The following is a 26,688-nucleotide window of genomic DNA, read 5'->3' as shown; positions in this document are numbered from 1 at the left end:
CATCTTAATTGCATTCCCCGGTGAGTTAGAACGATAAGAAGAATGTTGGGTTACGTTTCAAATATCAATTATTCGCTCAAAACTATATATTGAAAGTGAATCTAACCCAACCTACAAGCTACAAATTTTACTAATTTTGACAGCCAACAACGCATTTTCCGGCTCCGTTAAACTGCATTGTTTTTCCACTTAAAGGAACGTATACGGGTACCTTGGTTGCTTGAATAAATTTGTCAGTCTTAGTATTAGGAATCACCTTTCCCGATCGCGTTGCTGCTTCGTTAGCGTGTGAGGCTATCACCGATTTGGGTTTAATCAATTTATTGACTACATAAGCTGCTTCTTGCGGCCCGGTTGTGTAGGTATCTCCGATATTAATTACTACTAATTGGGCACCATACTGGTTCCGCACTACGGTTTTTTGTTCTGCGGTAACGCCAGTATCTCCCGATAAATAAACTACTAAACCATTAGTAAATTTAAGTACATAACCTGTCGGCGGCCCAACATAAGCAGTCAAGCCAGCAGCTTTTAAGTTTTCTCCTAATTCACCTGGGATAAAATCACCACTCAATCCATTCGAGTGAACCGCAGGTATGGTAGTAATTTTAACACCGCCGACATCAACGGAAGCACCGAAACGGACAAGCTGCACTGAATTGCGATCGCCACCATTAGCTTCTACCTTGTTCGCCAAAAAACTGCTCATCTCGCTGCCGACAACGATTTTAGCTTTCTTCGCCACGGCTATATTAACGCTGTTAGACACGGGGGTTGCGCTAACTTCTACCGACGGCTTGCCACATTCACCTGCATTGACTGAAGATATATGGCGATCGCCCAAATGATCTCCATGCACGTGACTGATTAATACTGCATCAATCTTGCCAAGTCGTCTGTCTTCTCCACCTGCAACGGTTCTTCCTGCATCGTAAACCAAACGTGTTCCATTCGGATCTTCAAATATTAAAGCGCGATCAAAAGCACAAAATTCGCCCTCGTGACTGCCTACAGGTGTAACCTTTACTTCCGCTGCTTGAGCGGGGTTAGCAATTATTTGGGCTGCAATTAGTGCGATCGTTCCAAAAAAGTATTTTTTCACGTTCAATTCTTGACTTTTCTTAATCAAGTTTCATCATAAATCGGTGAATTCTCTGAATAAAACCGTCTAAAGATTGAATAATTGAACTTTAGATTAAGTATTTGTTTTTTTAAAACATCTAAACGTAACAATTTCATTACCATTATCCGCTTCTTTATCTTGAAAATCTCCATAAGTCCGAACTCCACAAAAACCCGCTTTTTCAAGCAACAATTGCAGTTCATATTTACCGTAGTAACGGCACTGGATTTCATCAAGTAAAGTATCAATTAATTTACCATCTTGATAAACTTCATATTTTATTTGTGAATATTCCAATTGTTCTAAACGGTTGTATTCTGCAACTCGACTTATATGAACAAAGCGATTATCTGATAACATACCCTTACGGCTCAACTTCCAGATTCCATCGTCTTTTTTTTCAGTGACTAACCACGCAATAGCCATATCTAATATCAACTGTCCGCCATCTTCTAAATGATTATAAATTTTACGTAGGGTTTCAAAAGCTTGATTCCTATCTATAATTAAAGCAAAAGATGAATAGGAAAAAATAATAGTTTTATATTTACGAGGTAATTCCATTTCATGAGCATATTGCTCGTAGAGATTGCAACTTAAACCTTCTGCTAAAGCTTGTTCGCGACAACTTGCGAGCATCTCATTTGAACAATCAAGTCCATCAATATCGATATTTTGACGCAACAAAGGAATTAAAACTCTACCAGAGCCACACATTATTTCTAAAACCGCACCAGCAACTTCATCTATTAATAACTTATAAAAAGCAGCGTCATTTATATTTCCTTGAGGATGAAATTTATTGTAAGTTTCGACAACTAAACCGTAATAACAATCGCCGTTATAGATATTTTTAGTAATTTTCATTCTAAGTTAGTAGGTTGGGTTAGACAGCTTGAACAAATTTTACTTGTAACTAGAATCTTTATTCCCTGCATTGTCATAACCCAACATATATGATTATGGATAAATATTGATAAGAAGAATGTTGGGTTACGGTTCACATATAAATTATTCACTTAAAACTATATCTTGAAAGTGAACCGCGAGCCCAACCTACAAGCTACCAATTACCCATTACCAATTACCTAAGCGATCGTCACAGCATCAGATAAGTAAATATCCTGAATCATGTGGAATAATTTAACACCATCTTCAAAAGGACGCTGGAATGCTTTACGTCCGGAAATTAACCCGGTACCTCCAGCACGCTTATTGATAATTGCGGTACGTACTGCTGATGCAAAGTCGTTTTCACCGGCTGCACCACCGGAGTTAATTAAACCAGCGCGTCCGCAGTAGCAATTTAATACTTGATAGCGGGTTAAATCGATGGGGTGGTCTGTGGTTAATTCGGTATAAACTTTTTCGTGGGTCTTTCCGTAACTTGTACCGATCGCCTTGGCAACTGCGCCGTATCCGTTATTATTTTCAGGCATTTTCTGCTTGATAATATCGGCTTCGATTGTCACGCCTAAATGATTGGCTTGAGATGATAAATCGGCTGAGAGATGATAATCTTTATCCTGCTTGAAAGCACTGTTACGCAAATAGCACCACAATATAGTAGCCATTCCCAACTCGTGAGCGCGTTTGAAGGCTTTGCTAACTTCCTGGATTTGTCGGGTGGAATTTTCCGAACCGAAGTAAATTGTGGCACCCACAGCAGTAGCACCTAAATTCCAAGCTTGTTCTACATCACCGAACATAATTTGGTCGTAGCCGTTGGGAACGTTGAGCAATTCGTTGTGATTAATTTTCACGATGAAAGGAATTTTATGGGCATATTTACGGGAAACGATTCCCAATACTCCCAAAGTTGAAGCAACCGCATTACAGCCACCTTCTATTGCCAATTTAACAATATTTTCGGGGTCGAAATACATTGGGTTTGGAGCAAAAGAAGCACCCGCTGAATGTTCGATACCTTGATCTACAGGTAAAATCGAGAGATAACCAGTATTGGCAAGTCTTCCGGTAGAATACAGCGCTTGCAAACTACGCAACACTTGGGGATTGCGATCGCTATTAATCCAAACTCTATCAATAAAATCGCTTCCGGGTAAATGAAGCATATTTTGAGAGACTTTTGCTTTGTGGGTAAGCAAGTCTTTAGCTTCGTTACCTAGCAAAGATTCGATAAAATCGGGTACAGAGGAGATGCTAGTCATGATATTGTCCTAATTGGCTTCCGTCTTTGATGGTAGCTATGCTAGCTAAAATGAGCATATACCGAAAGTTTGACAAAAACTATTTTGTTAAAAGGAAATGGGGAATAGGGAACAGGGGAGGGGGAGATGGGGGGGATGGGGGGGGACAATTTGAATAGGTAACTGGTAACTGGTAACTGATAACTGTTCACTGTTTGAAGCTATCCAAGCATTTATTCTTTGAGAATAAGGACGTAATTGACTTAATTTGTCTGCTACCCAATTAAAATCAAATACTTCTGCATAAATACGATTTTTGATCTGAAGTAAATTGTTTTCTTTAATAACTAAACCAGATAAAAATAATTCCGTTTGTTCTTTACTAATATCTACTTCTAGTTCTATACCTTGTAAAACCTGCTGATATATACCGAGCAATCTTCCGGCTTTCTGTTGCTGAATAATTCTATCTCTGATAGTTTTCAAATGTTCGGGTTCGTCTTGCGATTCCCAGTTTTGAATAACTTGCGTTTTAACTAATTTATCAATTTCAATTGCAGCTTCCTTTTCTGATTCTGCTATTACCCATTCGCCACTTGTCAGCATTTTACAAAGCTTCTGAGTTAAAAATGGCTGTCCGTTAGTCCAAGCTAATATTTCTTGCAAAACTGCTTGAGGATTGCTGACTTTACCTTCTAAACCTTTTACTAAAGGTTGCGCTCTATCTAAAGTAAATTCCCTTATATTTATCGGTTTACCAAAATTAAATGGAGTACGATTTTTATCAGCTATTAAATTGCTGGGTGTGGCTACTCCAAAAATTGCAAAAGTTAATCGATGATATTCTGGATTTAACGTTCTTTGGTTGTAGCAAAAGCGAATTAAAGCAAATAAATCATCTACAGGAAAATCTAAACTAAGAATACTATCAATTTCATCAATAAATATAATTATTTTATCTTCTGGAAACTGTACTAAAAGTACATCCTCAATAAAATGACTTAAACGCTGAAGTACAGAAATATCCTCTTCTTCCCGCCACCAAGATTTTAAGTTAAACTTGCCAAATAAACGAAATCCTCGCCATAATTCAGCAACAACTCCTTTGTACCATTGAGCATGAGTTACCTGCTCGCTACCAACGCAACTCATATCAACTGTAGTACATTGATATCCTTCTTCTTTTAATATATGGCTGATGCGTACCATCATTGATGATTTACCCATTTGTCGAGAGTTAAATACATAGCAAAACTCTCCGGCTTTTAAAGCTTGATAAAGTTCCTTATCAGCTTGACGCACAACATAACAAGCAGCATCATTTTCTAAACTACCGCCAACTTGATATTGATAATTGATTATTTTTGAATCATTAGCATTACTTATAAAAGTCATGTTTTTACAGGGTATAATTATCTATTTATAACCTTTAAAATTGTCAAATATTAACAACAAAATTGCTATCTATTTAGATTGTTATAAAAAATACTTATCTTATTCTGAGTTTAATCCAGCGGAAAACTTAAAAAGTAAAAAAAATCAAGATATCAAGTTTAGCTGATTTGGGTTCTTACATACAAAGGCTTTTTATTTATAATCGATAACGATCAAGCCGTAAATCTATATTTAGATAATTTAATTTTATTAAGAAATAATCAGTCTATTTTTGGAATGCACGCTTGAAGCTGTATTGTAAAATTAATGAGTATTTCCGCGATATATTTAGCATTAAAAAGAATGAAAACATAATTACTTAAAATATACTCACCTTTAACCTTCACCTTCACCTTTGCCCCGTAGATTAATATGTCTTTTCAATATACTGAAGCATTTGTAACTATTGCTACTCATAACTTAGAAGAATTAGTTGATTTTTACATTCAATTTCTCAGTCAAAACCCTAACAATCATATTCCTAATAGCTATGCAGAATTTCAGCTTTCAGGTTTAAAACTAGCCATTTTTAAACCAAAAGAAACTCATGTTCCTGAATTTAATGATTCTTTTAGAAGTAGCGTTAGCTTATGTTTAGAAGTGAAAGATTTAGAACGTGTGATGTATCATCTTGAAACATTAGGTCATCCTCCTTTTGGCGAAATTACTCGCGCTTCCCACGGTAGAGAGGTTTATGCTTATGACATTGATGGCAATCGAATTATTTTGCATCAGGCGTATGCAAAAGATTAAAGGTCAAATTAATTTCTACAATGAGCAACGGCTACCTACGCAAGGGTAAACCAGAAACTCGTTTTTTCAACAGTGCAGCTAATTACGAATTATAAAGCTATATACTTAAATTTCATTCCTACTCCCTACTCCTTATTATTATGCCCATTACTCAAAACTATAAATTAAACATAATTCAATGGTATCCCGGCCATATAGCCAAAGCTGAAAGACAATTAAAAAAACAGCTAAAATTAGTTGATGTTGTTTTAGAAGTAAGAGATGCTCGAATACCGCTATCAACTCATCATCCGCAAGTGTCGGAATGGATTGGAGATAAAGCAAGATTGTTGGTAATCAATCGCTTAGATATGATTTCATCCGAAACAAGGGAATTATGGACGGATTATTTTAGAGCTAATAACGAAGTTCCGATTTTTACTGATGCCAAACAAGGAAAAGGGGTAAATGGAGTTGCCAAAGCCGCACAATCTGCCGGAAGTGCAGTTAATCAACGGCGTAAAGAGCGGGGAATGTTACCTCGCCCCATACGTGCTGTGGTAATTGGTTTTCCGAATGTAGGTAAATCAGCTTTGATAAATCGTTTATTGGGAAAACGTGTGGTACAAAGCGCGGCTCGCCCTGGTGTAACTCGTGCTTTGAGGTGGGTGAGAATTTCCAAAGAATTAGAATTATTAGATGCTCCCGGTATCATTCCTCTTAGATTAGATAATCAAGAAGCAGCTTTAAAATTAGCAATTTGCGACGATATTGGAGAAGCATCTTACGACAATCAAAAAGTAGCAGCAGCATTCGTAGATATAGTTGGAGAAATACAGGAAACTGCTCCGAAAGTATTACCAGAAAATCCTTTTTTATCTCGTTACAAACTTGAATCTACACCATACACCGGAGAAGAATACTTGTACGCTTTAGCCGAACACAAATATCAAGGTGATGTAGAGCGTAGTGCCAGAACTATTGTCACCGATTATCGTAAAGGACTTTTAGGGCAATTTCCTTTGGAAGTACCGGAATCAGTTAGCAGTTAACTAGACATCTCCGGAAATGAAAAAGACCTCTCTCCAAACCTCTCTCCTACTAGGAGAGAGGCTTAATTTACCCCCTTCCCTAGCAGGGAAGGGGGCAAGGGGGTTAGGTCAAAGTGTAAATTTAAAACTATATAATGTTTTCCGGAGATGTCTACTGCTCACTTCTCACTGTTTCCCGTTCTTGCTTTTAATATCAACATTGTACCGGCTGTAAATAATATTCCCAGAAATAGGTTTTTTGGATTGATGCTTTTACCGCTTTCTTGTACCAAAATTCCTTCTAATATCAAGGAAGGTAATATGATTCCTGCGGGTAGCATCACACGGTAAAACTTGATTTTTCTTCTTGCTAATGTTGTTAGCAAAGCTAAACAAAGTCCTAGCGGAATAAATGTTAGTCCGTAATAGAAAAATCTTTTTTCTTTGGGTATTAAGTCAAGTAAGTTTAAGGTGTGGATATTGGCAATGTTGTCTACATAAATGATTAGCGAGGATTTAGAATAGGTAATAACTATTTGATGCGGTTTTGCATCTTTAAATACTAATGGCACTTCTAGTTTTACATCAGAAGCATTTGCTCCGGTAAGGGGAGTTCTGACTCGAAATACTAAATCGCTTCCTTGTTGTCCCAAGGTGAAATTACGACGAAAAGAATCGTTAGAAAGCGAAATAATTCGCGCGGGGCCGTTTTGTTCTGTATTAGTTGTAGTAAGGGTAGTGCTAATCGTAAATTCTGAGGTTTTACTTATACTCTCGCTTAATGATTTGACGGGTGTTGCTGTTTGTAGCCAGCGATTTGGACTTATAAAGACTTGATTTTGATTTTCATTTTGAGTTGTTGATTCCCCATTCCATAAGAAATCCGGTTGTTTTCCCGTTTTATCTTTATATGGTGCTTGTCCTGTAAAATCATAGGAAGCAATTAGAGAATCTGCCTGGATTGGAAAATTATTATTTGAAGAAAATACTTGTTTTACTTGGTTTTGAGTAAAAGCTTGATTGGTAATATTCAACTCGGAGATGTTACCTTCCCAACCTCGATCGGCAGTTCTTTCATTACCAATTATTAACGGGAAACTAGGATTCCAACCGCTTAAATTAGTTGTAGCTTGCCAGGGAATAGTCAGCAAAAATGTCAGAATTATATAACCAGTAAAAAATAAGGTAATCTTATTTATTGAGTTACTGGCTTTACTATCTTCTATACGCTGTAATATCGCTTTAAAGCTTTGAGAATTCCAGATATAAAAGCAAATTAGTCCTAGAAAGCCGCCAAAGCTATTATTAAAAATATCGGCGGGTGTTGGTGTTCTTGAAGGTACCAGAATTTGCAGCAATTCAACGCTTGATGATAAGGCAGCGCTCGCTAAAATTACTGCTACAATTTGCCAAATTAACTTTGCTTTTTTTGTTTGTAATAAACCCGTTAAACCAAACCCTAAAGGTAAAAAGAGTATAACATTGTTTACTTGGTCGTTAAAAAAGCTGTTGTTGTCAAAACTATTAACTAATTCTCGCTTGGAAATATTGTCTGGTAATGAAAAGTTAAAAGGATAAAGTGTTGCGACTACTACTGCTAATATACTGAAAATAACTAAAAATAAAAAAACCGAATTACTCAGTTGATTAGAACGATCTGTTTGTGAATTATAATGCTGTTTCATAAATAAGTTATAAGGAATAAAAAATACTGCTGTAACTATTAGATCATGAATTTATTCTCGGTAGTTAAACCATCGCAAATCATTAAATCCGATTCTAACGTTTTCTATTGTATTGCTTCTTCACATATGACAGATATAACTCTATCTATGTAAAGAATTGATAAAGTCTTCTAATGAATAAAAATAGGTAATCACTATATAACTTATATAAAAGGCATAAAGAAGCAGGCACCAGATGCTTAACACCTGTCTCTTGACATTCTCCCCGACGTAAACGAGCGGGGATTCCAAGAATTACTTCTTGGGTTTCCTCTTTCCGCGACTCGACTTACTTGGAGGAGTTTCCTCACCCAAGCAGAGGTCGATGTCTCCAGAGGCGTTAGTTCCGACGTGACCCGCCGTACTCAAACCTTTTTCTAATATATTCCGCGCTGCATTCCAATCCCGGTCTTGAGTGTGCCCACATTTAGGGCAAATGTGAGTCCTGGTGCTAAGAGTCTTTTTGACAACTTCACCACAACTAGAACAATTTTGTGAAGTGTAGTGTGGCGGAACCGCAACAGTTACCACACCAAAAACCTTACCAAAGTACTCAACCCATTGCCGGAACAGCGACCAAGACGCATCGCTGATTGACTTAGCTAAACGATGGTTTTTAACCATATTACGCACCTGCAAATCTTCATACGCCACGAGGTCGTTAGACTTCACTACGCATCTTGCCGTTTTAACAGCAAAATCTTTACGCTGACGACTTACTTTGAGGTGTTTACGAGCAAGTTTATTTCTAGACTTGATTCTATTCCTAGAGCTTTTTTTGGTTTTAGACAATCGACGCTGAAGTCGTTTCAAAGACTTTTCGCTCTTACGGAGAGTAAGCGGATTAGCTACTGTCTTCCCATTGCTATCCGTATAAAAGTGATTTAAACCAACATCAATACCAATAGTTTTACCCGTTGGCTCTCGTCTTTCTATCCGCTCGTGATCAATACAAAACTGTGCATAATAGCCATCGGCACGACGCACAACTCGCACTCTTTTAAACTGCTTAAGTTGATAAAAGTGCAAGTCACGAGTTCCCCAAAGCTTAAATTTTCCAGCTTCAAAACCATCGAGGAAAGTTATGCTTTTGCGGTCATCAGAAAGCTTCCATCCACTAGTTTTGTATTCAACGGAACCGTGTGTTTGTTCTTTCTTAAACCTTGGAAAACCTTTTTTACCTGACTTTTTTTTCTTGCAGTTATCAAAGAACCGGGCAATTGCAGACCACGCTCTTTCTGCACTGGCTTGTCGAGCCATTGAGTTAAGCTTAGTGACCCAAGGAAACTCAGTATTAGCAGCAAGTACAGCGCAAAACTTACTTAGGTCGTATCGACCAACACCCACGTTGTCCATCCAGTACCGCAAGCAGCTATTACGAACAAAACGAGCAGTACGAATAGCTTCATCAAGCTTTCGGTACTGCTCGTCCTCTCCCTTTAGTTTTGCCTCAAATACTATCATCTTACGTCGATGTGTTTGACATAAACGACTGTACCATGAATATATAATTAATAAAAGTCCCCCTAAAAGTGGGAGGCTGTCTTACCCATTATTTTCGGTAAAAGGGTAGTGCGATCGCTTGATGGGTAATTTCCGAAATCTAAAACAAAAGCATCCGTTGTTAAAATCTAAAATCTAAAATTAAATTGACAAGAGTTATAGTTGTCGGAGTGCCGTTTGCAGTGTCATAAATGGAATGTATTAGTTTTACTAACTCTAATACACTAAAACTTTATTTTTGAACGCTTGACGGTGGCAGAGTTTTCTGCATCCGTTTACCCCCTTGCTTCGAGGATTACAATCAAGCACAGCCATGACTGACGAGTTGAAACTACGTCTCCAAAGGGGAAATACCCAAAAAACGGTGACGGTGGATCAAGATATTTATATCATTGGTAGGTTGCCAGAATGTAACCTAAGTTTACCTTTTGGAGGTGTTTCTCGCAGTCATGCGCGTTTTACTAAAGGGAAAAATGGTTTGTGGATGGTTGAAGATTTGGGTAGCAAAAACGGCACAATATTAAACGAACAACCCGTAACTAAGCCTACTGTCATTTCTCATGGGGATGTAATTTGGGTAGGAGATATTTCTCTGATAGTGCTTTTGAGTCTTCCTCCTCAACCAATTGCGCCTAAGTATACAGGTTTTTCTGAAGGCAGAACTATACTTCGTAATGTTGAACAATTACAAGAGGAGTGGATAGATGCTGATAGTAAAGATGGTAATATCAGCAGCAAAGATAGAACGATCGCCCGTCTCAAAGATTTGGTAGATATAGCTAAAAATCTTTCGGGGGCTACTTCTATTGAAGAAATTTTCTCGCAAGTACAGCAGGTTGTCTTTCGTTATCTTAATAGTATTGACCGTTTGGGGCTGTTAATTGATGTTCAAAATTGCGGCAATTTAGTATTAGTAAATGCTGCAAGTCGAAATGTTAATAATAAAGAACAGTTAATGGCTGATGATAGCTGGATCTCTCAAAGCATATGTCAGCAAGTATTTGAAGAAAAAGTTGCAATTCAATCAGCCGATACCCATCAAGACGAACGATTTGAAGAAGAGCATAGCGTTTTTCTCAAAGGAATTCGTAGCGCTATGGCAGTACCTTTATGGGATGAAAACAAAGTTGTCGGAGTGCTTTATGCCGATGCAAGTTTTTCTTCTTATCATTGGGTAAAAGAAGGTTCGGAAGATTTGAGTTTTTTTTCGACTTTAGGAAACCTTGTTTCTTCGAGCGTTCAACGTTGGTTACTAATAGAAAAGCTGAAAAGTGAAGAGATAATTCGACAAAGATTGGAACGCTATCACTCACCAGCAGTTGTACAGCAGTTGATAGCATTAGGAACCTTACCCGACGGAAGATTACCGCCAAAAGAAAGCGAAATTAGCATTTTATTCGCCGATGTAGTTGGATTTACAGCAATGTCCGAACGATTTACTCCTACGGAAATTGCGGAGTTACTCAACAAATTATTTGAAGAAATGTTACAGGAAGTATTCGGCTGTGGGGGTACTTTGGATAAATATATCGGCGATTGCATCATGGCATTTTTTGGCGCACCCGAACCGCAACCAGATCATGCAGATAGGGCTGTAGCAGCCGCCATGAGGATGTTAGCGCGTTTGGAAAACTTGAATTACAACCAGTTTTGGCAAGAACCCTTAGAATTGAGAATTGCTATCAATAGTGGTAAAGCAGTGGTAGGAGATGTAGGCAGTTCCCAAAGGGTAGAATATACAGCTTTAGGAGCAACAATTAATTTAGCAGCACGCATGGAAGGGGTTTGTCATCCTGGGGAATGCGTAGTTAGTGAAGAAACTTATAAAATGCTTTCCAAACCCCGCAGATTTGAATTGATGGGGAAATATCGGTTTAAAGGTATTGAGCGGTTGGTTAGTGTTTATCACAATCGGAAAAGGTATTAGGTAATGGGTAATTGGTAATTGGGCATTGTCATTGCGACGAGGTACGAGGAAGCAATCGCAGGAGTTAAGATTGTTTCGCGAATATTGAGGTTTTATAAGTAGCTGGCGGTTGGAAACCGCGCCTACACAAGCAAAACCCACCTGCGTGGGTTTCATTTATTTATAGCCCCCCAACGCATCGGGGGGTTGGGGGGATCTGAATGTGGAAGAGTACTAGTTTTTTCGTTACTGTGACGTAAATTCGAGTAAAGTAAAATCTTGGATCATTTTCAATAAGCTCAAAGTAACGTAATTCTACGTAATTATTCTGATTCTGATTTAACTTTAGATAGAAATTAAAGATTACCATAAATCCGAATAACTAGGGATGACAAATATTACCCTAAATGTTAATAAGTATAGCTCCGCATATTTTACTTCTGAAGTTATAAAGCGCACTAAGCGGTTAAAAGCTTGCTGCGTGGGGTTCTTGGATAGAGCGATAAAATCTAAAAGCTACAGTAAATTATTTATACACTTAGGTATATTGACAAAAATGTTATTTAGAAAACTTATTGATATTTTTAGAATGATTAGGACTAGTGATTATACTTATATTTTGTCTGGGAACAAATATGTGATTATACTTAGTCTACAGATAATAGTTTTTAGGGAACAGATACCATGCTTTTAAATACAGATAGTTTAATGTACTTATTTTCGCTATTCTTTGTAACGATGATTGCCGTTCAGTTTTTAGCACGCTGAATTAGCTTTGCCGTACTATTTTTTAAGAAAATTCAGACGGGCTAGGATGCCCATCCCCTGCATAGTTTTTAGTGGTTAATACTTAAAAAGCTCGCTTCCATCTATAAAACCTGCCCGTATGGGTTTTATAGATGGAAGTATTGGAAAAATCTTTGAATTGACTCAAGCTGTTGATATAGCTGTTGTGCTTCTGGAGATTGTTGCACAAGTTGATTAAGTCCGAATTCCCGCCTCGGTTGGGAATTCCAAGGCTCATATACAAATTACGTTTAAACGCACTATAATCACCTCAAAAGCCTGCTCAGTCAGATTTATCAGACGAAGGTTTATGCAGCCCAAGAATTGATCGCAAGCGGTTGTTGCCAATGGTGCAAGAAGTCTTCATTACCTTTAACGTTTAAATTGCTATATTTATGTAATATAGGATTACTCCGCAGAATATTGAATCAAAAATCAAAAAGGATTCCTATAGTAGGTTGGATCGAGCAACAGCGTAACCTAAACAATTAAAAATTATGTACGAAGGAGCAATTAAAGCTAACACTTTACGTGAAGCATGGGAACAAGGTTTACAGCAAGGATTAATCCAAGTTGCAGTAAATATGTTACATGAAGGAATCGATTTAACTTTAGTAGCAAAACTAACTGGATTATCAGTTGAGAAAATCCATAGTTTGCATAACGATACAGATGATACTCAAACGGTAGTAGAAGATTTTATCGAATTAAGCGAATCATCATTGAGCAAAATTTGGTTAACACCAGAGGAAGATGAAGCGTGGAAAGAACTGTAGATCATTTTACTAAAGGTGATGTTATCTCAGTTCCTTTTCCATTCTCAGATGCATCTACTACAAAGAGAAGACCTGCTTTAATAATCGCACAATCCGATAGTAATGATATAATAATTTGCCCTATTACCAGCAAACCTGGCAGAGATGATGAAATTAAGTTGGAAGATAAAGATTTTATCACTGGTAAATTAAATTTAAGTCCTTGTTATATTCGTCCTAATATTATTGCAACAGTCGCCAAAAGTAAGATAATTCGATATATAGGAAAATTGAAGGACGATAAAATAAACGAAGTTACTACGGTAATAATTAAAATACTTCAAAAGCCACCCGAACCTCCACCTCCTGAGTCAAAAGCTTTGGAAAGAGGCAAAAAACCAAAATAGTAATTTATGAAAATATTTCTTTTTTATTAAGGTTGATTGATAGTGAAATTTCAAGTAATTTTTATATTCGATTCTGAATATCAAGGATACGTTGCTGAAGTACCCGAGCTTCCTGGTTGCGTAAGTCAAGGTAAATCGCTGGATGAAGCGGTGGAAAATATTAAAGATGCGATTAAAGGTTATTTATATGTTGAAAAAAAGCATCTTCGTAGGTTGGGTTAAGCGACAGCGCAACCCAACACGCTAACTTATAATTATCAATACCCAATTCCTAACTTTCTGAGTTACGTTGCGCAGACCTAATTTTATCAATCATTTCCCTGACAGTTTGAGCATCCGGTGACTTTATACGCTGTAATATCTCCAAAGACTTTTGTAAATAGTCGAGTGCGATTGTATAATCTTGCTTTTCATCAGCTATAATTTTCCCCAACCATACAAAAATCATTGCTTTTCCTTTTATATCATCAATGCGTTCAGTAATTTCCAGAGATTGCTGAAAAAGAGTAAAAGCTTTTTTGAAGCGTTTTTGCTGAACTTCTGCTATTGCTTCATTATATAAAGTTATTGCCTGCTTTTTTTGTAATTTAAAGATAACTGTTTTAATTGTTTTAACGTCAGTACTCTGAAGAGGTTGTAATATTTCTAAGCTCTGTTGCAAGTAATCCAGCCCTGTATCAAATTCGCCTTTGACATCGGCTAATAACTGACCTAACATTCCTAAAGTTTTCGCTTTATCTAAGACATCACCTGTCTTTTCTGTAATTACAAGAGATTGCTTATAAAGTATGATCGCTTCATCAAAACATCCCTCTTGAACTTTAGAAACTGCTGTATTATGCAACGTAATTGCTTGTTGCTGTTGTACAATAAGAATAATCCTCTCGATCTCCTCTACAGATGAGGATTGAAGTTTTTTGTAAATATTTAGCGATTCTTCTAAATATGCTAAACCTGTTCTAAAATCTTCTTTTTCTTCTGCTAACAGTTGCCCTAATGTTGATAAAGTTGCTGCTTCTCCTTTAATATCCCCTATAGATTTTTTGAGTTCTAGAGATTTATGCAGAATATTAATTGCTTCGTCAAATCTATCCTGAGCATCATATACACGACCAATTCCGTGTAAAACGGCTGCTTTTAATTCAATATTTTCAAGTCTTTCACAGATTTTAAAAGATTGCTCATAAAGAGCAAGCGCTTCGTCAAATTTCCTTTGTTCAGTATATATATTTGCCATATTATTAAAGACCAACGCTTTAAACTTAGGAGCAACAATGGGATTTTTAAGTGAAAGAGAATATTTATAGAGCTTGAGCGCTTCTTCAAATTCTCCTTGTTCAGCTTTTATTCTTGCTAATTCACTGAATGTTCTAGCTATTTCTCCAACATCGCCTATACTTTGTTTTAATTTCAACGATTTTTCATGAAGACTTATCGCTTCATCAAAATTACCCCTTAGAGTTTCAATGGTTGCCAAATTATGAATTATTGAAGCTTTTTATCCTTCATGTTCTAATGAACATAATTCTAAGGCTTTGTGACAGTTTACTAAGGCTTTATCAATATTACCAAGATGTCCTTGAGAAATAGATAGGTTATGAAAAATGCGATAATCTTCTACTAGTTTTAAAATTTCTTGGCAAATATTAGCTGCTTCTTGCCATCTGTTATTGTAATTCCATCTCCTTGCTATAAACGATCCTATATTTACTAAAATTCTTTTTTCTTTTCCTTGTAACGCTAACCGAGAAATTTCTAACATTCGTTCTTCCCTTGTAGTTTCTGTTATTTTCATCCAAGAGAAAGGATAGTTGATTAAATGTGGAATATTCCCGAACCAAAGTAATTCTGCTTTATCTGCCTCTTCCCACCACAACCGATATAAAACCTGCGAAGCCTTCTTACACAAATCCATATCACCCGACAATTTCAAAGGTAAAATCCTCGGCACTCTTAACGATTCATCCGGGCTAACTTCCAACAATCCCAACGCTACAGCTTTATCTATATAGTTACCCAAATCAACAATACTTTCACAAACTGCTGCTAATGCTTCCCTAGGTACGGGTAACTCAAACACTAAACCAAGTTGCAGGATTTCCCGCATCGTATTATCCATCTGCTGCAACAATTCTTCTGCTAAAACCTGTTCCCGCAATTCTCCTGAATCAATTTCTAATTTATCCAAAATTGCCGCAATATCAACGTTAGTAACACTCATGTACTCGTGAGAAGTTGGGTGTTTGGGATTGCTTCCTTGCGTCGCAATGACTGTAGTTACGTTATCTGTGGGTAAATCGCGATTGGATTGCAATAATTTATCCAACCATTCCAACAACCGGGGATTACCATCTGCTAACAGTTGCGCTTTTGCTCGCAATGTCTCGTCTACCTGGGATTGAGCCTCAAAAGCAGCGAGACGATTCAGCTTTTTTCGCAAGTCTGCACCATGCATTCCTTCTAAGGGTTGTTTGTAGAATTGCTGTAAATAAGTTGATTCAAAGTCATAGCGACAGGTAATTATAATTCTGTCAGATGCGTAAATGTCACGAATCGCCCAAACTAAAGCTGATAATACCTTTGCTGCTTCCGGTTGCAATATATAACTGTCGTTGCGGGGTTCTAAGTTGGCTTCAAAGTCGTCTAAAATTAGCAAAAAAGGATTATCCCCGGTTTCTTGTAGCCAACCAAATACTTTTTTCAACCGAAATTTTAATTCTTCATCTGGATTTTGCAGCGTTTCCCGCAATTCTTGATTATCTAACTTCTCCGTCAACCGATTTACTAAACTTGCTTCGTCAATTCCTCCTACCCAAACAACGCGCTGAAAATTAGTTAACCTGTCACATAATCTCGCAGCTAAACTACTTTTACCCAATCCTCCCATTCCATGAATTAACACCCCAATTTCTTCAGAAGAGGGATTAATTAAACTTCTCAAACAACTTTGTAACTGTCGTCTTCTACCAACAAAACTTTCTCTAGTTGGTACTTTCACCTTACCCGCAGGATCTAAAAATTCGGCATTAAACGAACGAGGTGGTGCTGGTTTCCTTCCCCTAGTGCGTAAAGATGTCACCAAATTCCCCGGTAAAGTATCCCCTACATACAACCGTAATAAATGCCAGTCTCGCGCTTTATTCTTAATTAAAGCTTGATAAGTCAAAACCAAAGCTTCAGTTAACAGCTTTCCTGCCGACAACGCTTGATATAAAGCCGCAGCAGCCGCAGTTGCATCGGTATCTAAAACCTTTTGTCCCCAACCCAAAACCGAAGTAGCACCAGCATTCAGCAAAGATTCCGCCATTGAAGGCACCGCACCACTATTACCAGCTTGTGCAGTACGACAACCAGAAAGGAAAATTAATTTGGGTAACTGAAACTGTAATTCTGTAGCGATATCATCAGCGGTTGATTCTATAGCTTCACCCGTGGGAGATTCTGTAATAAAAGCTGGTATTCCATCCTTTATTGTCGCATGACCAGTTAAATGTAAAACATCAAAATATTGTTTATCATCTTCTTTACCATAATCTTCTACTAAATATCCCAACTCTTCCAAACAACCGCTTTCTTCTACTGTTAGCGTCAAAGGTTGTCGCGCTGTAGCTGTTAATATGCTGGCTTCTTCCTTCTCAAAATCCAGCACGGGTTTCACATTCAAAGGGGAAGCAGCCATAAACAACATTTGCAACGCTCGATTTTCTGGCTCTGGCTTAATTGATATTTTTTGTGTAGTATCCGATAACACCCACCGCACCGGAATTATCCCCGGCTTTGTTTCTACCAGGAAGCATTTACCGTTGTGTAATAATTCCCAAGGTAGGTGCGCGATATTTCCCGACGTGCTGAGAGCTAAAACAACCCCTTTTCCTCGCTGCTTATCCAGTAATTGTTGAAAAAACCTGTCTCCATCCAACCAATTAAATAGCTTGGTTCCCGTTTTTACGTAGTCTTCCGGTAAAGGTACATAGTAATCTTGTTCCGCCAGTTGAATTAAATCGGCAATTTCTGTTAAAGGAAGCGAACGGCTTTGATACTTGTTTTTATTGTCTTCAAAGTAACGTAGCTCTACGTAATTATCCTGAATAAATTTGAGGTTGAAATGAAGGATTTGCATAAATCCGGGAAAATGGGAATGTTAAATATTATCCCCAATGGTAATAAGTATGATTCCGGAAGTTTTTGATATTGTTAGTTGTTAGACATCTCCCGAAAAAAAAGACCTCTCTCCAAACCTCTCTCCTGTAAGGAGAGAGGCTTATTATCCCCATTCCCTCGTAGGGAAGGGGGGTAGGGGGGTTAGGTTTTCGTTATTTTATAAAGTTTGTTGCAAATAAAATCAACTGCTCAAAATCCGCTGAATTTGTTCGGCTGTAGCACCTTCTAAAAGTAACCTTTCGCCATTCTTCCCCACAATCAACACCTTGGCGATTTTTTTACCAGACTTGTGCTGCTTATATTCGAGATACCACTTACGAATTTGTTCTGCTATTGCCATTGTTCCCCCCACAATTCCAACTATCGTGGCAATGGTTGCAGCGCTTATTGCTATTCCTTCTCTTTCAGTATCTTCGGGTATAGTATAGCTTCCAGAGATTCCGGAAATTGATAAAAGTGCCTCCGTAGCTGCAACCGAATCTTCACCCTCAATCGCTACTTGAATATCTGCCATTATCAGTTACCAGTTAACAGTGAACAGTTATCAATTAAAATTCTACACCCCATCTCCCCATTCCCCATCTCTTCCCAAAAGTGGTGGTAGCTTTGGAAAATTTTGTGTAAGACTGTAAAGTTACCTCACACTATTTATTCGGGAGGGGAAAAAATGGCGATCGCCACGATAAATCCTGCGACTGGGGAAACTCTCAAGTCTTTTGAGTCTTTGAGTGATGCGGATGTGAAGAATGCTATATCCACGGCGCATGAAGCTTTCGGGGATTACCGCAAGACGAGTTTTGAGCAACGTGCTGAGTGGATGCTCAAAGCTGCCGATATTTTGGAGCAAGATAAGGCGGATTTTGCCAAGATAATGACTTTGGAAATGGGTAAGCCTTATAAAAGCGCTGTTGCTGAAGTTGAAAAATGCGCTTCGGTATGTCGTTATTATGCGGATAAGGCTGCCGAATTTCTTGCTGATGTTTACGTGGAAACCGATGCTAATAAAAGTTTTGTTAAATACCAACCTTTAGGGGTGATTCTAGCGGTGATGCCGTGGAATTTTCCGTTTTGGCAGGTGTTTCGCTTTGTTGCTCCGACGCTGATGGCTGGTAATGTTGGTTTGCTCAAACACGCTTCTAATGTGCCTCAGTGTGCTTTAGCTATTGAAAATATTATTCAAAGAGCGGGTTTTCCCCAAGGTGTTTTTCAAAGTTTATTAATAGGTTCGGACAAGGTAGCAAATATAGTTGCCGACGAACGAGTTAAAGCTGCCACTTTAACGGGAAGCGAAGGAGCGGGAGCATCTTTAGCTGCTATTGCTGGCAAGCATCTCAAAAAAACGGTTTTGGAATTGGGAGGAAGCGATCCGTTTATCGTCTTAGCAAGTGCTGACATAGAAGTGGCGGCTGTCACGGGAACTACAGCACGAATGTTGAACAACGGGCAATCTTGTATCGCAGCGAAACGGTTTATTGTAGCTGAAGATATTGCAGACGAATTTGAAAAATTACTGTTAGAAAAATTTCAAGCCTTGAAAATCGGCGACCCAATGCAGGAAGATACTAATATAGGTCCCCTAGCTACTGCCGATATTCTTAAAGAATTAGATGAACAAGTGCAAAAATCTATCAATAACGGTGCAAAAGTATTGATGGGAGGCAAGCCTTTATTAAATATGAAGGGAAACTATTATCCACCAACAATTCTTAGCGATATTTCTCCCGATTCTGCCACGGCTAAAGAAGAATTTTTTGGCCCTGTAGCGATGTTATTTCGGGTTAAAGATATTGATGAAGCCATAACAATTGCCAATAATACACCCTTCGGTTTGGGTGCGAGTGCTTGGACAACAGACACCGCAGAACAACAGCGTTTAATCTCCGAAATCGAGGCGGGGGCTGTATTTATCAACAGTTTAGTCAAATCCGATCCCAGAATGCCCTTCGGTGGAACCAAGCTTTCGGGTTATGGAAGAGAATTAAGCATTCAAGGCATACATGAGTTTGTCAATGTTAAAACTGTGTGGGTGAAATGATTTTGTTAGTTATTAGTTGTTAGTTGTTAGTTGTTGGTTGTAAAAAAACACTAATTCCCAACTCCTAATTCCTAACTCCTAACTCCTAACTCTTATTAAAACTTGGGGAATCATAATGGATACAGCAGAATTACTAGTCAAGTGCTTGGAAAATGAAGGGGTGGAATATGTATTTGGACTCCCCGGTGAAGAGAATTTACACGTTTTGGAGGCTTTGAAAAAATCTCCAATTAAATTTATTACTACCCGTCACGAACAAGGTGCGGCTTTTATGGCGGATGTCTACGGACGTTTGACGGGGAAAGCTGGGGTGTGTCTTTCTACACTTGGTCCCGGTGCGACTAATTTGATGACTGGGGTTGCAGATGCCAACCTTGACGGTGCGCCGTTGGTCGCGATTACCGGACAGGTGGGAACCGATAGAATGCATATTGAATCCCATCAATATTTAGATTTGGTAGCAATGTTTGCTCCTGTAACTAAGTGGAACAAGCAAATTGTTCGTCCGAGTATTACGCCAGAAATTGTCCGCAAAGCTTTTAAACGAGCGCAAAGAGAAAAACCAGGTGCGGTACATATTGACTTACCCGAAAACATCGCCGCAATGCCTGTAGAAGGTAAGCCTTTGCGTAAAGATAATGTAGAAAAAAGCTATGCTTCTTTTGCAACTACAAGGGCTGCTGCTGCGGCAATTTCTCAAGCTAAAAATCCGATAATTTTAGTTGGTAATGGAGCAATTCGTGCAAAAGCTAGCGATGCGGTAACACAATTTGCTACCGACTTAAATATTCCGGTTGCGAATACTTTTATGGGTAAAGGGATTATTCCTTATACTCATCCTTTAGCTTTATGGACTGTAGGATTGCAGCAACGAGATTTTAGTATTTGTGGTTTTGATAATACTGACTTAGTAATTGCAATTGGCTACGATTTAATTGAATTTTCGCCTAAAAAGTGGAATCCCGATGGGGAAATTCCGATTATTCATATTGCTACAAAGTTAGCAGAAATAGATAGTAGCTATATTCCGGAAGTGGAAGTTGTTGGTGATATCTCCGATTCTCTAAATGAGATTTTGAAGGTAGCAAATAGACATGATAAAGAGCCACCCTATGCAATTAAACTAAGGGAAAGTATTCGTGTGGATTACGAACACCACGCGAAAGACGACGCATTTCCCATGAAACCGCAAAAGGTAATTTACGACTTACGCCAGGTGATGGGGCCTGATGATATTGTAATATCTGATGTCGGCGCACATAAAATGTGGATTGCCCGTCATTATCATTGTCATAGTCCAAATACCTGTATTATTTCCAATGGTTTTGCAGCGATGGGAATTGCAATTCCCGGTGCTTTAGCCGCGAAATTAGTTCATCCCAACCGTAAAGTTGTTGCTGTCAGCGGCGATGGTGGCTTTATGATGAACTGTCAGGAATTAGAAACAGCATTGCGAGTGGGTACGCCATTTGTAACGTTGATTTTCAACGACGGTGGCTATGGTTTAATTGAGTGGAAACAGGAAAATCAATTTGGTGAAGGTAAAGCATCTTTTATCAAATTTGGTAATCCCGACTTTGTTAAATTCGCCGAAAGCATGGGATTAAAAGGTTATCGAGTTGAAGCTGCTACCGATTTAGTACCCATGCTCAAGGAAGCTTTAGCCCAAGATGTTCCTGCCGTAATTGATTGTCGTGTAGATTATCGCGAAAATATGCGGTTTACTAAAAAAGCTGGGGAATTAAATTGTGCGGTGTAGACACAGACTGAACCTCACCCCTTTGCCCTCTCCTTAGTAAGGATACTGCTGCCGCAGGCGGGGTGAGGACTAATTTTTTACTCAACGGAAAAGCGCTATATTTGACTGCTAACAATGTAGAGACGTAGCACTGCTACGTCTCCCAAACATTATCTGAATCTAATTTTGCTACTAATCCTTTCATTTCACCTTGAGTATGGGAGTTAAATTTTCCGGAATTCCAGCCATTGCGATCGCGTTACATCCGAGTTTGTAAGCAAAATCAATTGACTCACCAGCAACTAAAGCACTGTAAAAACCCACTACAAATTCAATGGCGGCTTTATCTCCGATGGCTTTATTCATCCCGATTACGTAGGGAATATATTGTGAAATTGCCGTTGCTTGCGCTTCGGAATAACAAGCATTTAGAATCACGCATTCTATATTTTTTTGATTTTGATTATTTTTTGGGCTAAACAACTCGAATAATTCCGCTAATGCTGCTGTGGAAACATACTGTACTCTCCCAGTTTCATCTTCGAGAGCTAAACCATCATCACCACCATGTCCGCAAAAATGCACGATTTGCGGTTTAAAATCTAATAAAGCTTGGGAAACATCTCGAACTCGCACAGCCCAACGTACTTGTAAATCAAATTGTAAATCAAAAGCTTCCCGCTTTCTTGCTCTTTGCAAACCAGCATCAATTTCTCGTACTTCTTCATCTAATCGTAAACGTGAAGTCGTTTTGGGATTAGCAGCTAATACTAAAATTGTTTTGATATCAGCAGTATTAGTTTCTGGATTTTCTGAATTTTTGTCAGTGATATTATTTGTAGAATAATCATTCAAAGTACCACCGATTTGGGTTCCTTCCGCAAATCCACCACCAAATTTTGCATTGCTTAAATTGTATTTTGATTCTGACATGATTTTGTTCTCTTAATTTGTATTTATAATGTAGGGTGTGCAGCTAGGCTGTTGACTTTGATAGAATTTCCGCGTGCTTCGTTCATACAAGTTTTATGCCAGTAACAACCATAATCTTTCTCCCTCACCCCGCCCTGAAGGGCACCCCTCTCCCAAGCTTGGGAGAGGGGAAGGGGGAGAGGGAGCAAGACTTGAAGCCTCTCTCCTTGTATTGCATCCAATTTAAAACAGCTATATTCATACATTCACTAAGTCAATTTCGTCCCACATTCAGAACAACACTTAAAATGATTTGGATTTTTATGACTACATTTTCTACAAACAATCAGAACTAAACTTGACTGCTGAGATTCTATATTGTTAGTAGAATAATCACCTAAATTACCACTTGATTGACTTCCTCCCGTACCAGCAAAACCACCACCAAACTTAGCTCGATCTAAATTATAATTAGTAGTATCTTGATCAGACATCACATCTCCTTGAGAGTGAAAAGTTTCTACCTGCATTTGTGGACGACCTAATGCAGTTCCTACCATATTTTCTAAACTACTAATCTGCCTTTGTTGCCCTTCAATTTCTTTATCTTTTACTGATATCTGGTTTAAATAATGTTGTATTTGCTCTTGTGGAGACAAAGTTTTGAGATGATTGTAACTCTCAAAATACTGCTGACTTAATTCAGATTTCTTCGTTTCCGGAGCGACTTTAGCACGGAGTAAAAATTTATCTTCTCCCCGTTTTTCCATCGCTACGATTTCTAAATTCGCTTCGGGGTGCTTTTCTGCTAACTCTTTAAATGCAATCGCTATTGCCCTGGGGTCAACTCCTTGATTATGATAAAGATCGAGGGTGTCAACTATTGGTTTGATAAAATCCCCAAATTCTCCATCTCCAAATACTTCTTCCCTGTTATCGGGTTTCCGTAAAGGTTCGGGATTATCTTTCGTGGGGAGTCGCATATAAACACATTGGCAGCGCACTCCATTAAAATTGGTATGAGTGGTAATATTCCAATCTTCAATATAAGCCCCGGTAAGTATAGCACCAGTAAAATCCGTTTCATCTAACTGGGTTTGGACTAACTTGGCTCTCGATAAATCGCTATCTTGTAAATTAGCTGCACTTAAATCGGCAGCAATAAAACTACTATCGATTAAATCTGCTCCTTGCAGGTTAATTCCCCGCAAATCTTCACGGTCAAAATTTTTATTTCGTCCATTTCCCGTAGTTAATACCTGACATAATTCGGTATGTTTCAAGTAGGTATTACCTGGACGTACATAGTCAAGTTTTTTCACCTTTCGGAAACAAGTACGAGTTAGAATCGCGTTTCTAAAATCAGTATTTTTGAGGTTTGCCAGAGTAAAATTTGCATCAGTTAAATCAGCATTGCGAAAACTTGTACCGCCAAACGCCGCAAAAGCCACAGCATAATTACGGATGATGGCGTGCTTTTTATCTCCTTTGATTGCTCGCCACCCAATATAAGCACTTACGACAGCTCCGGCTACGGCTACGGCGAAGGCTTCGGCTACGGCTACGGCTCCGACTACGACTCCGGCTCCGGCTACGGCTCCGACTACGACTCCGGCTGCGGCGAAGGCTCCGGCTACGGCGAAGGCTGCGGCTACGGCGAAGGCTACGGCGAAGGCTACGGATACGGTTCCGGCGAAGGCTCCGGCTACGGCGAAGGCTACGGATACGGATACGGATACGGCTGCGGCGAAGGCTGCGGCGAAGGCTGCGGCGAAGGCTACGGATACGGCGAAGGCTCCTAAAGCAGCTTGTATTCCTTGGCGAACTATAATAAAAAAGAAGATAATCAATGTAACGATTACAACCCAGCCTGCTAATTGATTTTCTCTACTTGAGCTATCAAAGATTGATTCTGCCAAAGCACCACTAAAGGCAAATAAAAATCCCGATATCCCTGCAAGCAACCACGAAGTAAACACCAGAAAAATCGCATGATGCTTTTGCAACCCAGCTTTAGCGCGACTAAAATTTGCACCTGTTAAAATTGCATTGGTAAAATTTGCGCCGCGAATATCGGCATCGCTAAAATCAGCATTTTTTAAGTTTTGTCCTTTAAATGACTTTCCGCGTAGGTTTTGCCCTGAGTAATCCACAGGAATAATTCCAAAAGTTCTACTACAAGTTTATATGGGTGTCAGTGGAATCAACTTATGCGGTTGAGGTAGGGAATAGGGAATAAGTACCCCTGCCAAGATTTAATTTAACATTTCGTTTGGATAGGGAATGGGGAACAGCTATATAACTGAGTAGTAAATATACAATTAATGCGGGCTTACCTACTTACCCATTACCAATTACCCATTACCCAATCCCAATTACCAATTCCTACAAAATGTATTTATTCACTCTTGAAAAATCTTTATGGATAGTTTTCTAATAAAGCAGTGAAAAAATATTTTTAAATCCAATGGATGAAAAGCGTCTCCAAATTTATTTCAATATTATCAATCAGCTACTAATACCATTTCTTTATAAAGATGCGCCGAATTCAGCCCACGCAGGTGGGCTTTGTTTGGGTAGCCCCACTCTTCCAGAGTGAGGGCGATTAAGCGCAGCCTCATACAGAATTGGTATAACGAATGCTGGCAGCGAAGCAGAAATAGCTTTAGATACCGAACCCGAATATTATGAATGGGCTATGATTCACAATAACTTGGGTACTGCTTTAAAAGCGAGTCAATTCGCTTGCTGGGTAGTCGGTAAGCTGTTGAACAAATTTTTGTGGTTAATTCTTAGACTTCTATAAGTAGAGTTTTTTTGTGTCGGATTCTATATTTTCGTCGCAAAAAATTATAGTTAGTGGTGCAAACACGCAGCAGTATATTTACTTATTTTTAAGCCGCGTCATATTGTTTAAAATATTAAGTAAGGTTAAAAAGTATACAAAGATTACATAAAGAAAGTTAAAACTACTTATTTTAACGTTAACCTGATATTAACCTTTGAGTAATGTTCTGATCGAGTTAAATGTTTAATAAATTAGCAAAAACAAATTGTAGACCTCAACAATTAAAATCTACTCAGTTTAAGCAGGCAAATATTATCTTTTTTGGAATATATCTTTTAGCATTTTTTATGCTACTTGCAGCATGGTTGCAATCAGAAGTACAGTTTTCGGTGTTGTTTAGAGACGTATTCGTAGCTGCTTCTGTAGAGCCTTATTATGGATTATTTTCAAACATAGGAATTTTCTTGTGGTCTGCTACGGCAGCAATATTATTATTTAGTGGAACTGTATTATTTAGCGTAAAACAATCCCATAAATATTCTAAATTCTTATTATCTTTCGGCAGCTTCACGTTGCTGTTAGTAATAGATGATTTTTTTATGCTCCATGAAAAAATTTTTCCTTATTACCTTAAAATATCTGAAAAAATGACTTTTTTGGCTTACGGAATAATATTTATATATTTGGTTTTAAAATTTAGAGATACAATTTTGGATAATCATTTTACAATATTTGCCATAGCAATCAGCTTTTTGTTTCTATCAATTACTGTCGATCAAATACTTCCTACAGATAGTTTTATATTTCAAAAAGATGATACTTATTTTTTTGAAGATAGCTTAAAATTAATTGGTATTATTTCTTGGTGTTTTTACTTTATCAAGATTAGTGGAGAACAAGTAATTTCATTGTTGAAGAGATAAAATGACTATTCTTGAATTTTGGAAAATTTGGAAATAATTATATAGCAAAAAGAGACGTAGTATTGCTGCGTCTTTTTAGTTTTGTAGAATGTGTATTGAATATTGAATCATAGCTAACTTATCGCTCCTGTTTGAGATAAGTTATAGGTTTTGGTTTTTCGGTTATTGCTCAAAGATAAAGGCAACAGGCAAACCATTTAATTATTCTCGCTATAAACGAATTTAAAAATAATAACCTAACTAAATAACTATATAACAAACTAATATAAGTTTAGTTAAGGAATGATGACAGAGCATATTTCAATACAATATAATTAGTATAATTGCTGAGAATATATTTGTTATATTGGCATTTGAGGTGGCTTTTGATTTCTTCAAAGCTGCTCAATAGACTGGTTTAGCTCGTGAATCAAACGTATATTGCCAGGGTAAGCATAGGAACGGCGACCGGAGTATATATCAATACAAAACTGACTTATAGATGTTTATGAAAAATTGCGATCGCGAAGCGAGTAAAGCAAGCAGATGGCAGTTGCTAGCTGAGTACATGGATACATGGAATTTCTAAGTTGTCGGGAGC

The 26,688-nt window shown here is 38.1% G+C and carries 20 protein-coding genes; 9 read left to right on the top strand and 11 right to left on the bottom strand.

The features are described from left to right. Positions 1–130: 130 nt before the first annotated feature. The 4 genes from ACM03V_RS29555 to ACM03V_RS29540 form a co-directional block, all read right to left on the bottom strand. Positions 131–1,102: an MBL fold metallo-hydrolase gene (locus ACM03V_RS29555; protein ID WP_414624377.1), complete on the bottom strand. Its 972-nt coding sequence runs from the start codon at positions 1,100–1,102 to the stop codon at positions 131–133. 93 nt (positions 1,103–1,195) lie between these two features. Then, the gene (locus tag ACM03V_RS29550) at positions 1,196–1,990 is read right to left on the bottom strand and encodes a class I SAM-dependent methyltransferase (RefSeq protein WP_414624376.1); all 795 of its coding nucleotides are present in this window, start codon (positions 1,988–1,990) and stop codon (positions 1,196–1,198) included. A 221-nt stretch (positions 1,991–2,211) separates the two neighbouring features. Further along, positions 2,212–3,294, bottom strand: coding sequence for a class I fructose-bisphosphate aldolase (locus ACM03V_RS29545; RefSeq protein WP_414624375.1), 1,083 nt, complete (start codon positions 3,292–3,294; stop codon positions 2,212–2,214). A gap of 87 nt (positions 3,295–3,381) precedes the next feature. Next, complete coding sequence (locus ACM03V_RS29540; protein WP_414624374.1) at positions 3,382–4,668, bottom strand: AAA-like domain-containing protein; 1,287 nt, start codon at positions 4,666–4,668, stop codon at positions 3,382–3,384. Positions 4,669–5,079: 411 nt separating this feature from the next. Between ACM03V_RS29540 and ACM03V_RS29535 the strand changes: the two genes are divergently transcribed. Continuing rightward, on the top strand, positions 5,080–5,460 hold the full coding sequence (locus ACM03V_RS29535; RefSeq protein ID WP_414624373.1) for a VOC family protein: 381 nt from the start codon (positions 5,080–5,082) through the stop codon (positions 5,458–5,460). Between the two features lie 140 nt (positions 5,461–5,600). Next, positions 5,601–6,491 carry a ribosome biogenesis GTPase YlqF gene (ylqF, locus tag ACM03V_RS29530; protein WP_414624372.1) on the top strand — a complete coding sequence of 297 codons (891 nt, stop codon included), beginning with the start codon at positions 5,601–5,603 and terminating at the stop codon, positions 6,489–6,491. Between the two features lie 158 nt (positions 6,492–6,649). Here ylqF and ACM03V_RS29525 read toward each other — a convergent pair whose 3' ends face one another. After that, positions 6,650–8,173, bottom strand: coding sequence for a VanZ family protein (locus tag ACM03V_RS29525; RefSeq protein ID WP_414624380.1), 1,524 nt, complete (start codon positions 8,171–8,173; stop codon positions 6,650–6,652). Between the two features lie 276 nt (positions 8,174–8,449). After that, complete coding sequence (locus tag ACM03V_RS29520) at positions 8,450–9,658, bottom strand: RNA-guided endonuclease InsQ/TnpB family protein (RefSeq protein ID WP_414624371.1); 1,209 nt, start codon at positions 9,656–9,658, stop codon at positions 8,450–8,452. 352 nt (positions 9,659–10,010) lie between these two features. On the opposite strand from ACM03V_RS29520, the gene ACM03V_RS29515 reads away from it, so the two are divergent. From ACM03V_RS29515 to ACM03V_RS29500, 4 genes are all read left to right on the top strand, one after another. Beyond that, on the top strand, positions 10,011–11,624 hold the full coding sequence (locus tag ACM03V_RS29515; RefSeq protein WP_414624370.1) for an adenylate/guanylate cyclase domain-containing protein: 1,614 nt from the start codon (positions 10,011–10,013) through the stop codon (positions 11,622–11,624). A 1,262-nt stretch (positions 11,625–12,886) separates the two neighbouring features. Beyond that, on the top strand, positions 12,887–13,165 hold the full coding sequence (locus tag ACM03V_RS29510) for a hypothetical protein (protein WP_414624369.1): 279 nt from the start codon (positions 12,887–12,889) through the stop codon (positions 13,163–13,165). After that, positions 13,150–13,551 carry a type II toxin-antitoxin system PemK/MazF family toxin gene (locus ACM03V_RS29505; protein ID WP_414624368.1) on the top strand — a complete coding sequence of 134 codons (402 nt, stop codon included), beginning with the start codon at positions 13,150–13,152 and terminating at the stop codon, positions 13,549–13,551. The genes ACM03V_RS29510 and ACM03V_RS29505 overlap by 16 nt, the downstream gene beginning before the upstream one ends. Before the next feature lie 42 nt (positions 13,552–13,593). Further along, positions 13,594–13,773 (top strand): type II toxin-antitoxin system HicB family antitoxin, encoded by a 180-nt coding sequence (locus ACM03V_RS29500; protein ID WP_414624367.1) that lies wholly within the window; start codon positions 13,594–13,596, stop codon positions 13,771–13,773. Between the two features lie 49 nt (positions 13,774–13,822). Here ACM03V_RS29500 and ACM03V_RS29495 read toward each other — a convergent pair whose 3' ends face one another. From ACM03V_RS29495 to ACM03V_RS29485, 3 genes are all read right to left on the bottom strand, one after another. Beyond that, complete coding sequence (locus tag ACM03V_RS29495) at positions 13,823–15,037, bottom strand: tetratricopeptide repeat protein (RefSeq protein WP_414624379.1); 1,215 nt, start codon at positions 15,035–15,037, stop codon at positions 13,823–13,825. A gap of 12 nt (positions 15,038–15,049) precedes the next feature. Continuing rightward, complete coding sequence (locus ACM03V_RS29490; protein ID WP_414624366.1) at positions 15,050–17,671, bottom strand: CHAT domain-containing protein; 2,622 nt, start codon at positions 17,669–17,671, stop codon at positions 15,050–15,052. Positions 17,672–17,893: 222 nt separating this feature from the next. After that, complete coding sequence (locus tag ACM03V_RS29485) at positions 17,894–18,226, bottom strand: hypothetical protein (RefSeq protein ID WP_414624365.1); 333 nt, start codon at positions 18,224–18,226, stop codon at positions 17,894–17,896. A 153-nt stretch (positions 18,227–18,379) separates the two neighbouring features. Between ACM03V_RS29485 and ACM03V_RS29480 the strand changes: the two genes are divergently transcribed. Together ACM03V_RS29480 and ACM03V_RS29475 are read left to right on the top strand one after the other, a co-directional pair. Continuing rightward, positions 18,380–19,747, top strand: coding sequence for an NAD-dependent succinate-semialdehyde dehydrogenase (locus ACM03V_RS29480; protein ID WP_414624378.1), 1,368 nt, complete (start codon positions 18,380–18,382; stop codon positions 19,745–19,747). Positions 19,748–19,862: 115 nt separating this feature from the next. Further along, positions 19,863–21,506 carry an acetolactate synthase large subunit gene (locus ACM03V_RS29475; RefSeq protein ID WP_414624364.1) on the top strand — a complete coding sequence of 548 codons (1,644 nt, stop codon included), beginning with the start codon at positions 19,863–19,865 and terminating at the stop codon, positions 21,504–21,506. 180 nt (positions 21,507–21,686) lie between these two features. On the opposite strand, the gene ACM03V_RS29470 is transcribed toward ACM03V_RS29475, so the two are convergent. Then, on the bottom strand, positions 21,687–22,418 hold the full coding sequence (locus ACM03V_RS29470; protein ID WP_414624363.1) for a CHAT domain-containing protein: 732 nt from the start codon (positions 22,416–22,418) through the stop codon (positions 21,687–21,689). Between the two features lie 248 nt (positions 22,419–22,666). Beyond that, entirely contained in the window at positions 22,667–24,550 is a 1,884-nt protein-coding gene (locus ACM03V_RS29465; protein ID WP_414624362.1) for a pentapeptide repeat-containing protein, read from the bottom strand. A gap of 874 nt (positions 24,551–25,424) precedes the next feature. On the opposite strand from ACM03V_RS29465, the gene ACM03V_RS29460 reads away from it, so the two are divergent. After that, entirely contained in the window at positions 25,425–26,108 is a 684-nt protein-coding gene (locus tag ACM03V_RS29460) for a hypothetical protein (RefSeq protein WP_414624361.1), read from the top strand. Positions 26,109–26,688 lie beyond the last annotated feature (580 nt).

Source organism: Calothrix sp. CCY 0018 (assembly GCF_963920925.1).
In the GTDB taxonomy this organism is placed as follows: domain Bacteria; phylum Cyanobacteriota; class Cyanobacteriia; order Cyanobacteriales; family Nostocaceae; genus Rivularia.
The sequence above is the reverse complement of the archived record's forward strand: the minus strand, read 5'-3'. Positions and strand labels throughout refer to the sequence as shown.

What these genes read in the sequence shown, in the direction of transcription:
- ACM03V_RS29470 (WP_414624363.1), bottom strand. Translation starts at nt 22,418, where the DNA reads ATGTCAGAATCAAAATACAATTTAAGCAATGCAAAATTTGGTGGTGGA.
- ylqF (WP_414624372.1), top strand. Translation starts at nt 5,601, where the DNA reads ATGCCCATTACTCAAAACTATAAATTAAACATAATTCAATGGTATCCC.
- ACM03V_RS29545 (WP_414624375.1), bottom strand. Translation starts at nt 3,294, where the DNA reads ATGACTAGCATCTCCTCTGTACCCGATTTTATCGAATCTTTGCTAGGT.
- ACM03V_RS29490 (WP_414624366.1), bottom strand. Translation starts at nt 17,671, where the DNA reads ATGCAAATCCTTCATTTCAACCTCAAATTTATTCAGGATAATTACGTA.
- ACM03V_RS29550 (WP_414624376.1), bottom strand. Translation starts at nt 1,990, where the DNA reads ATGAAAATTACTAAAAATATCTATAACGGCGATTGTTATTACGGTTTA.
- ACM03V_RS29460 (WP_414624361.1), top strand. Translation starts at nt 25,425, where the DNA reads ATGTTTAATAAATTAGCAAAAACAAATTGTAGACCTCAACAATTAAAA.
- ACM03V_RS29485 (WP_414624365.1), bottom strand. Translation starts at nt 18,226, where the DNA reads ATGGCAGATATTCAAGTAGCGATTGAGGGTGAAGATTCGGTTGCAGCT.
- ACM03V_RS29540 (WP_414624374.1), bottom strand. Translation starts at nt 4,668, where the DNA reads ATGACTTTTATAAGTAATGCTAATGATTCAAAAATAATCAATTATCAA.
- ACM03V_RS29520 (WP_414624371.1), bottom strand. Translation starts at nt 9,658, where the DNA reads ATGATAGTATTTGAGGCAAAACTAAAGGGAGAGGACGAGCAGTACCGA.
- ACM03V_RS29480 (WP_414624378.1), top strand. Translation starts at nt 18,380, where the DNA reads ATGGCGATCGCCACGATAAATCCTGCGACTGGGGAAACTCTCAAGTCT.
- ACM03V_RS29535 (WP_414624373.1), top strand. Translation starts at nt 5,080, where the DNA reads ATGTCTTTTCAATATACTGAAGCATTTGTAACTATTGCTACTCATAAC.
- ACM03V_RS29510 (WP_414624369.1), top strand. Translation starts at nt 12,887, where the DNA reads ATGTACGAAGGAGCAATTAAAGCTAACACTTTACGTGAAGCATGGGAA.
- ACM03V_RS29475 (WP_414624364.1), top strand. Translation starts at nt 19,863, where the DNA reads ATGGATACAGCAGAATTACTAGTCAAGTGCTTGGAAAATGAAGGGGTG.
- ACM03V_RS29515 (WP_414624370.1), top strand. Translation starts at nt 10,011, where the DNA reads ATGACTGACGAGTTGAAACTACGTCTCCAAAGGGGAAATACCCAAAAA.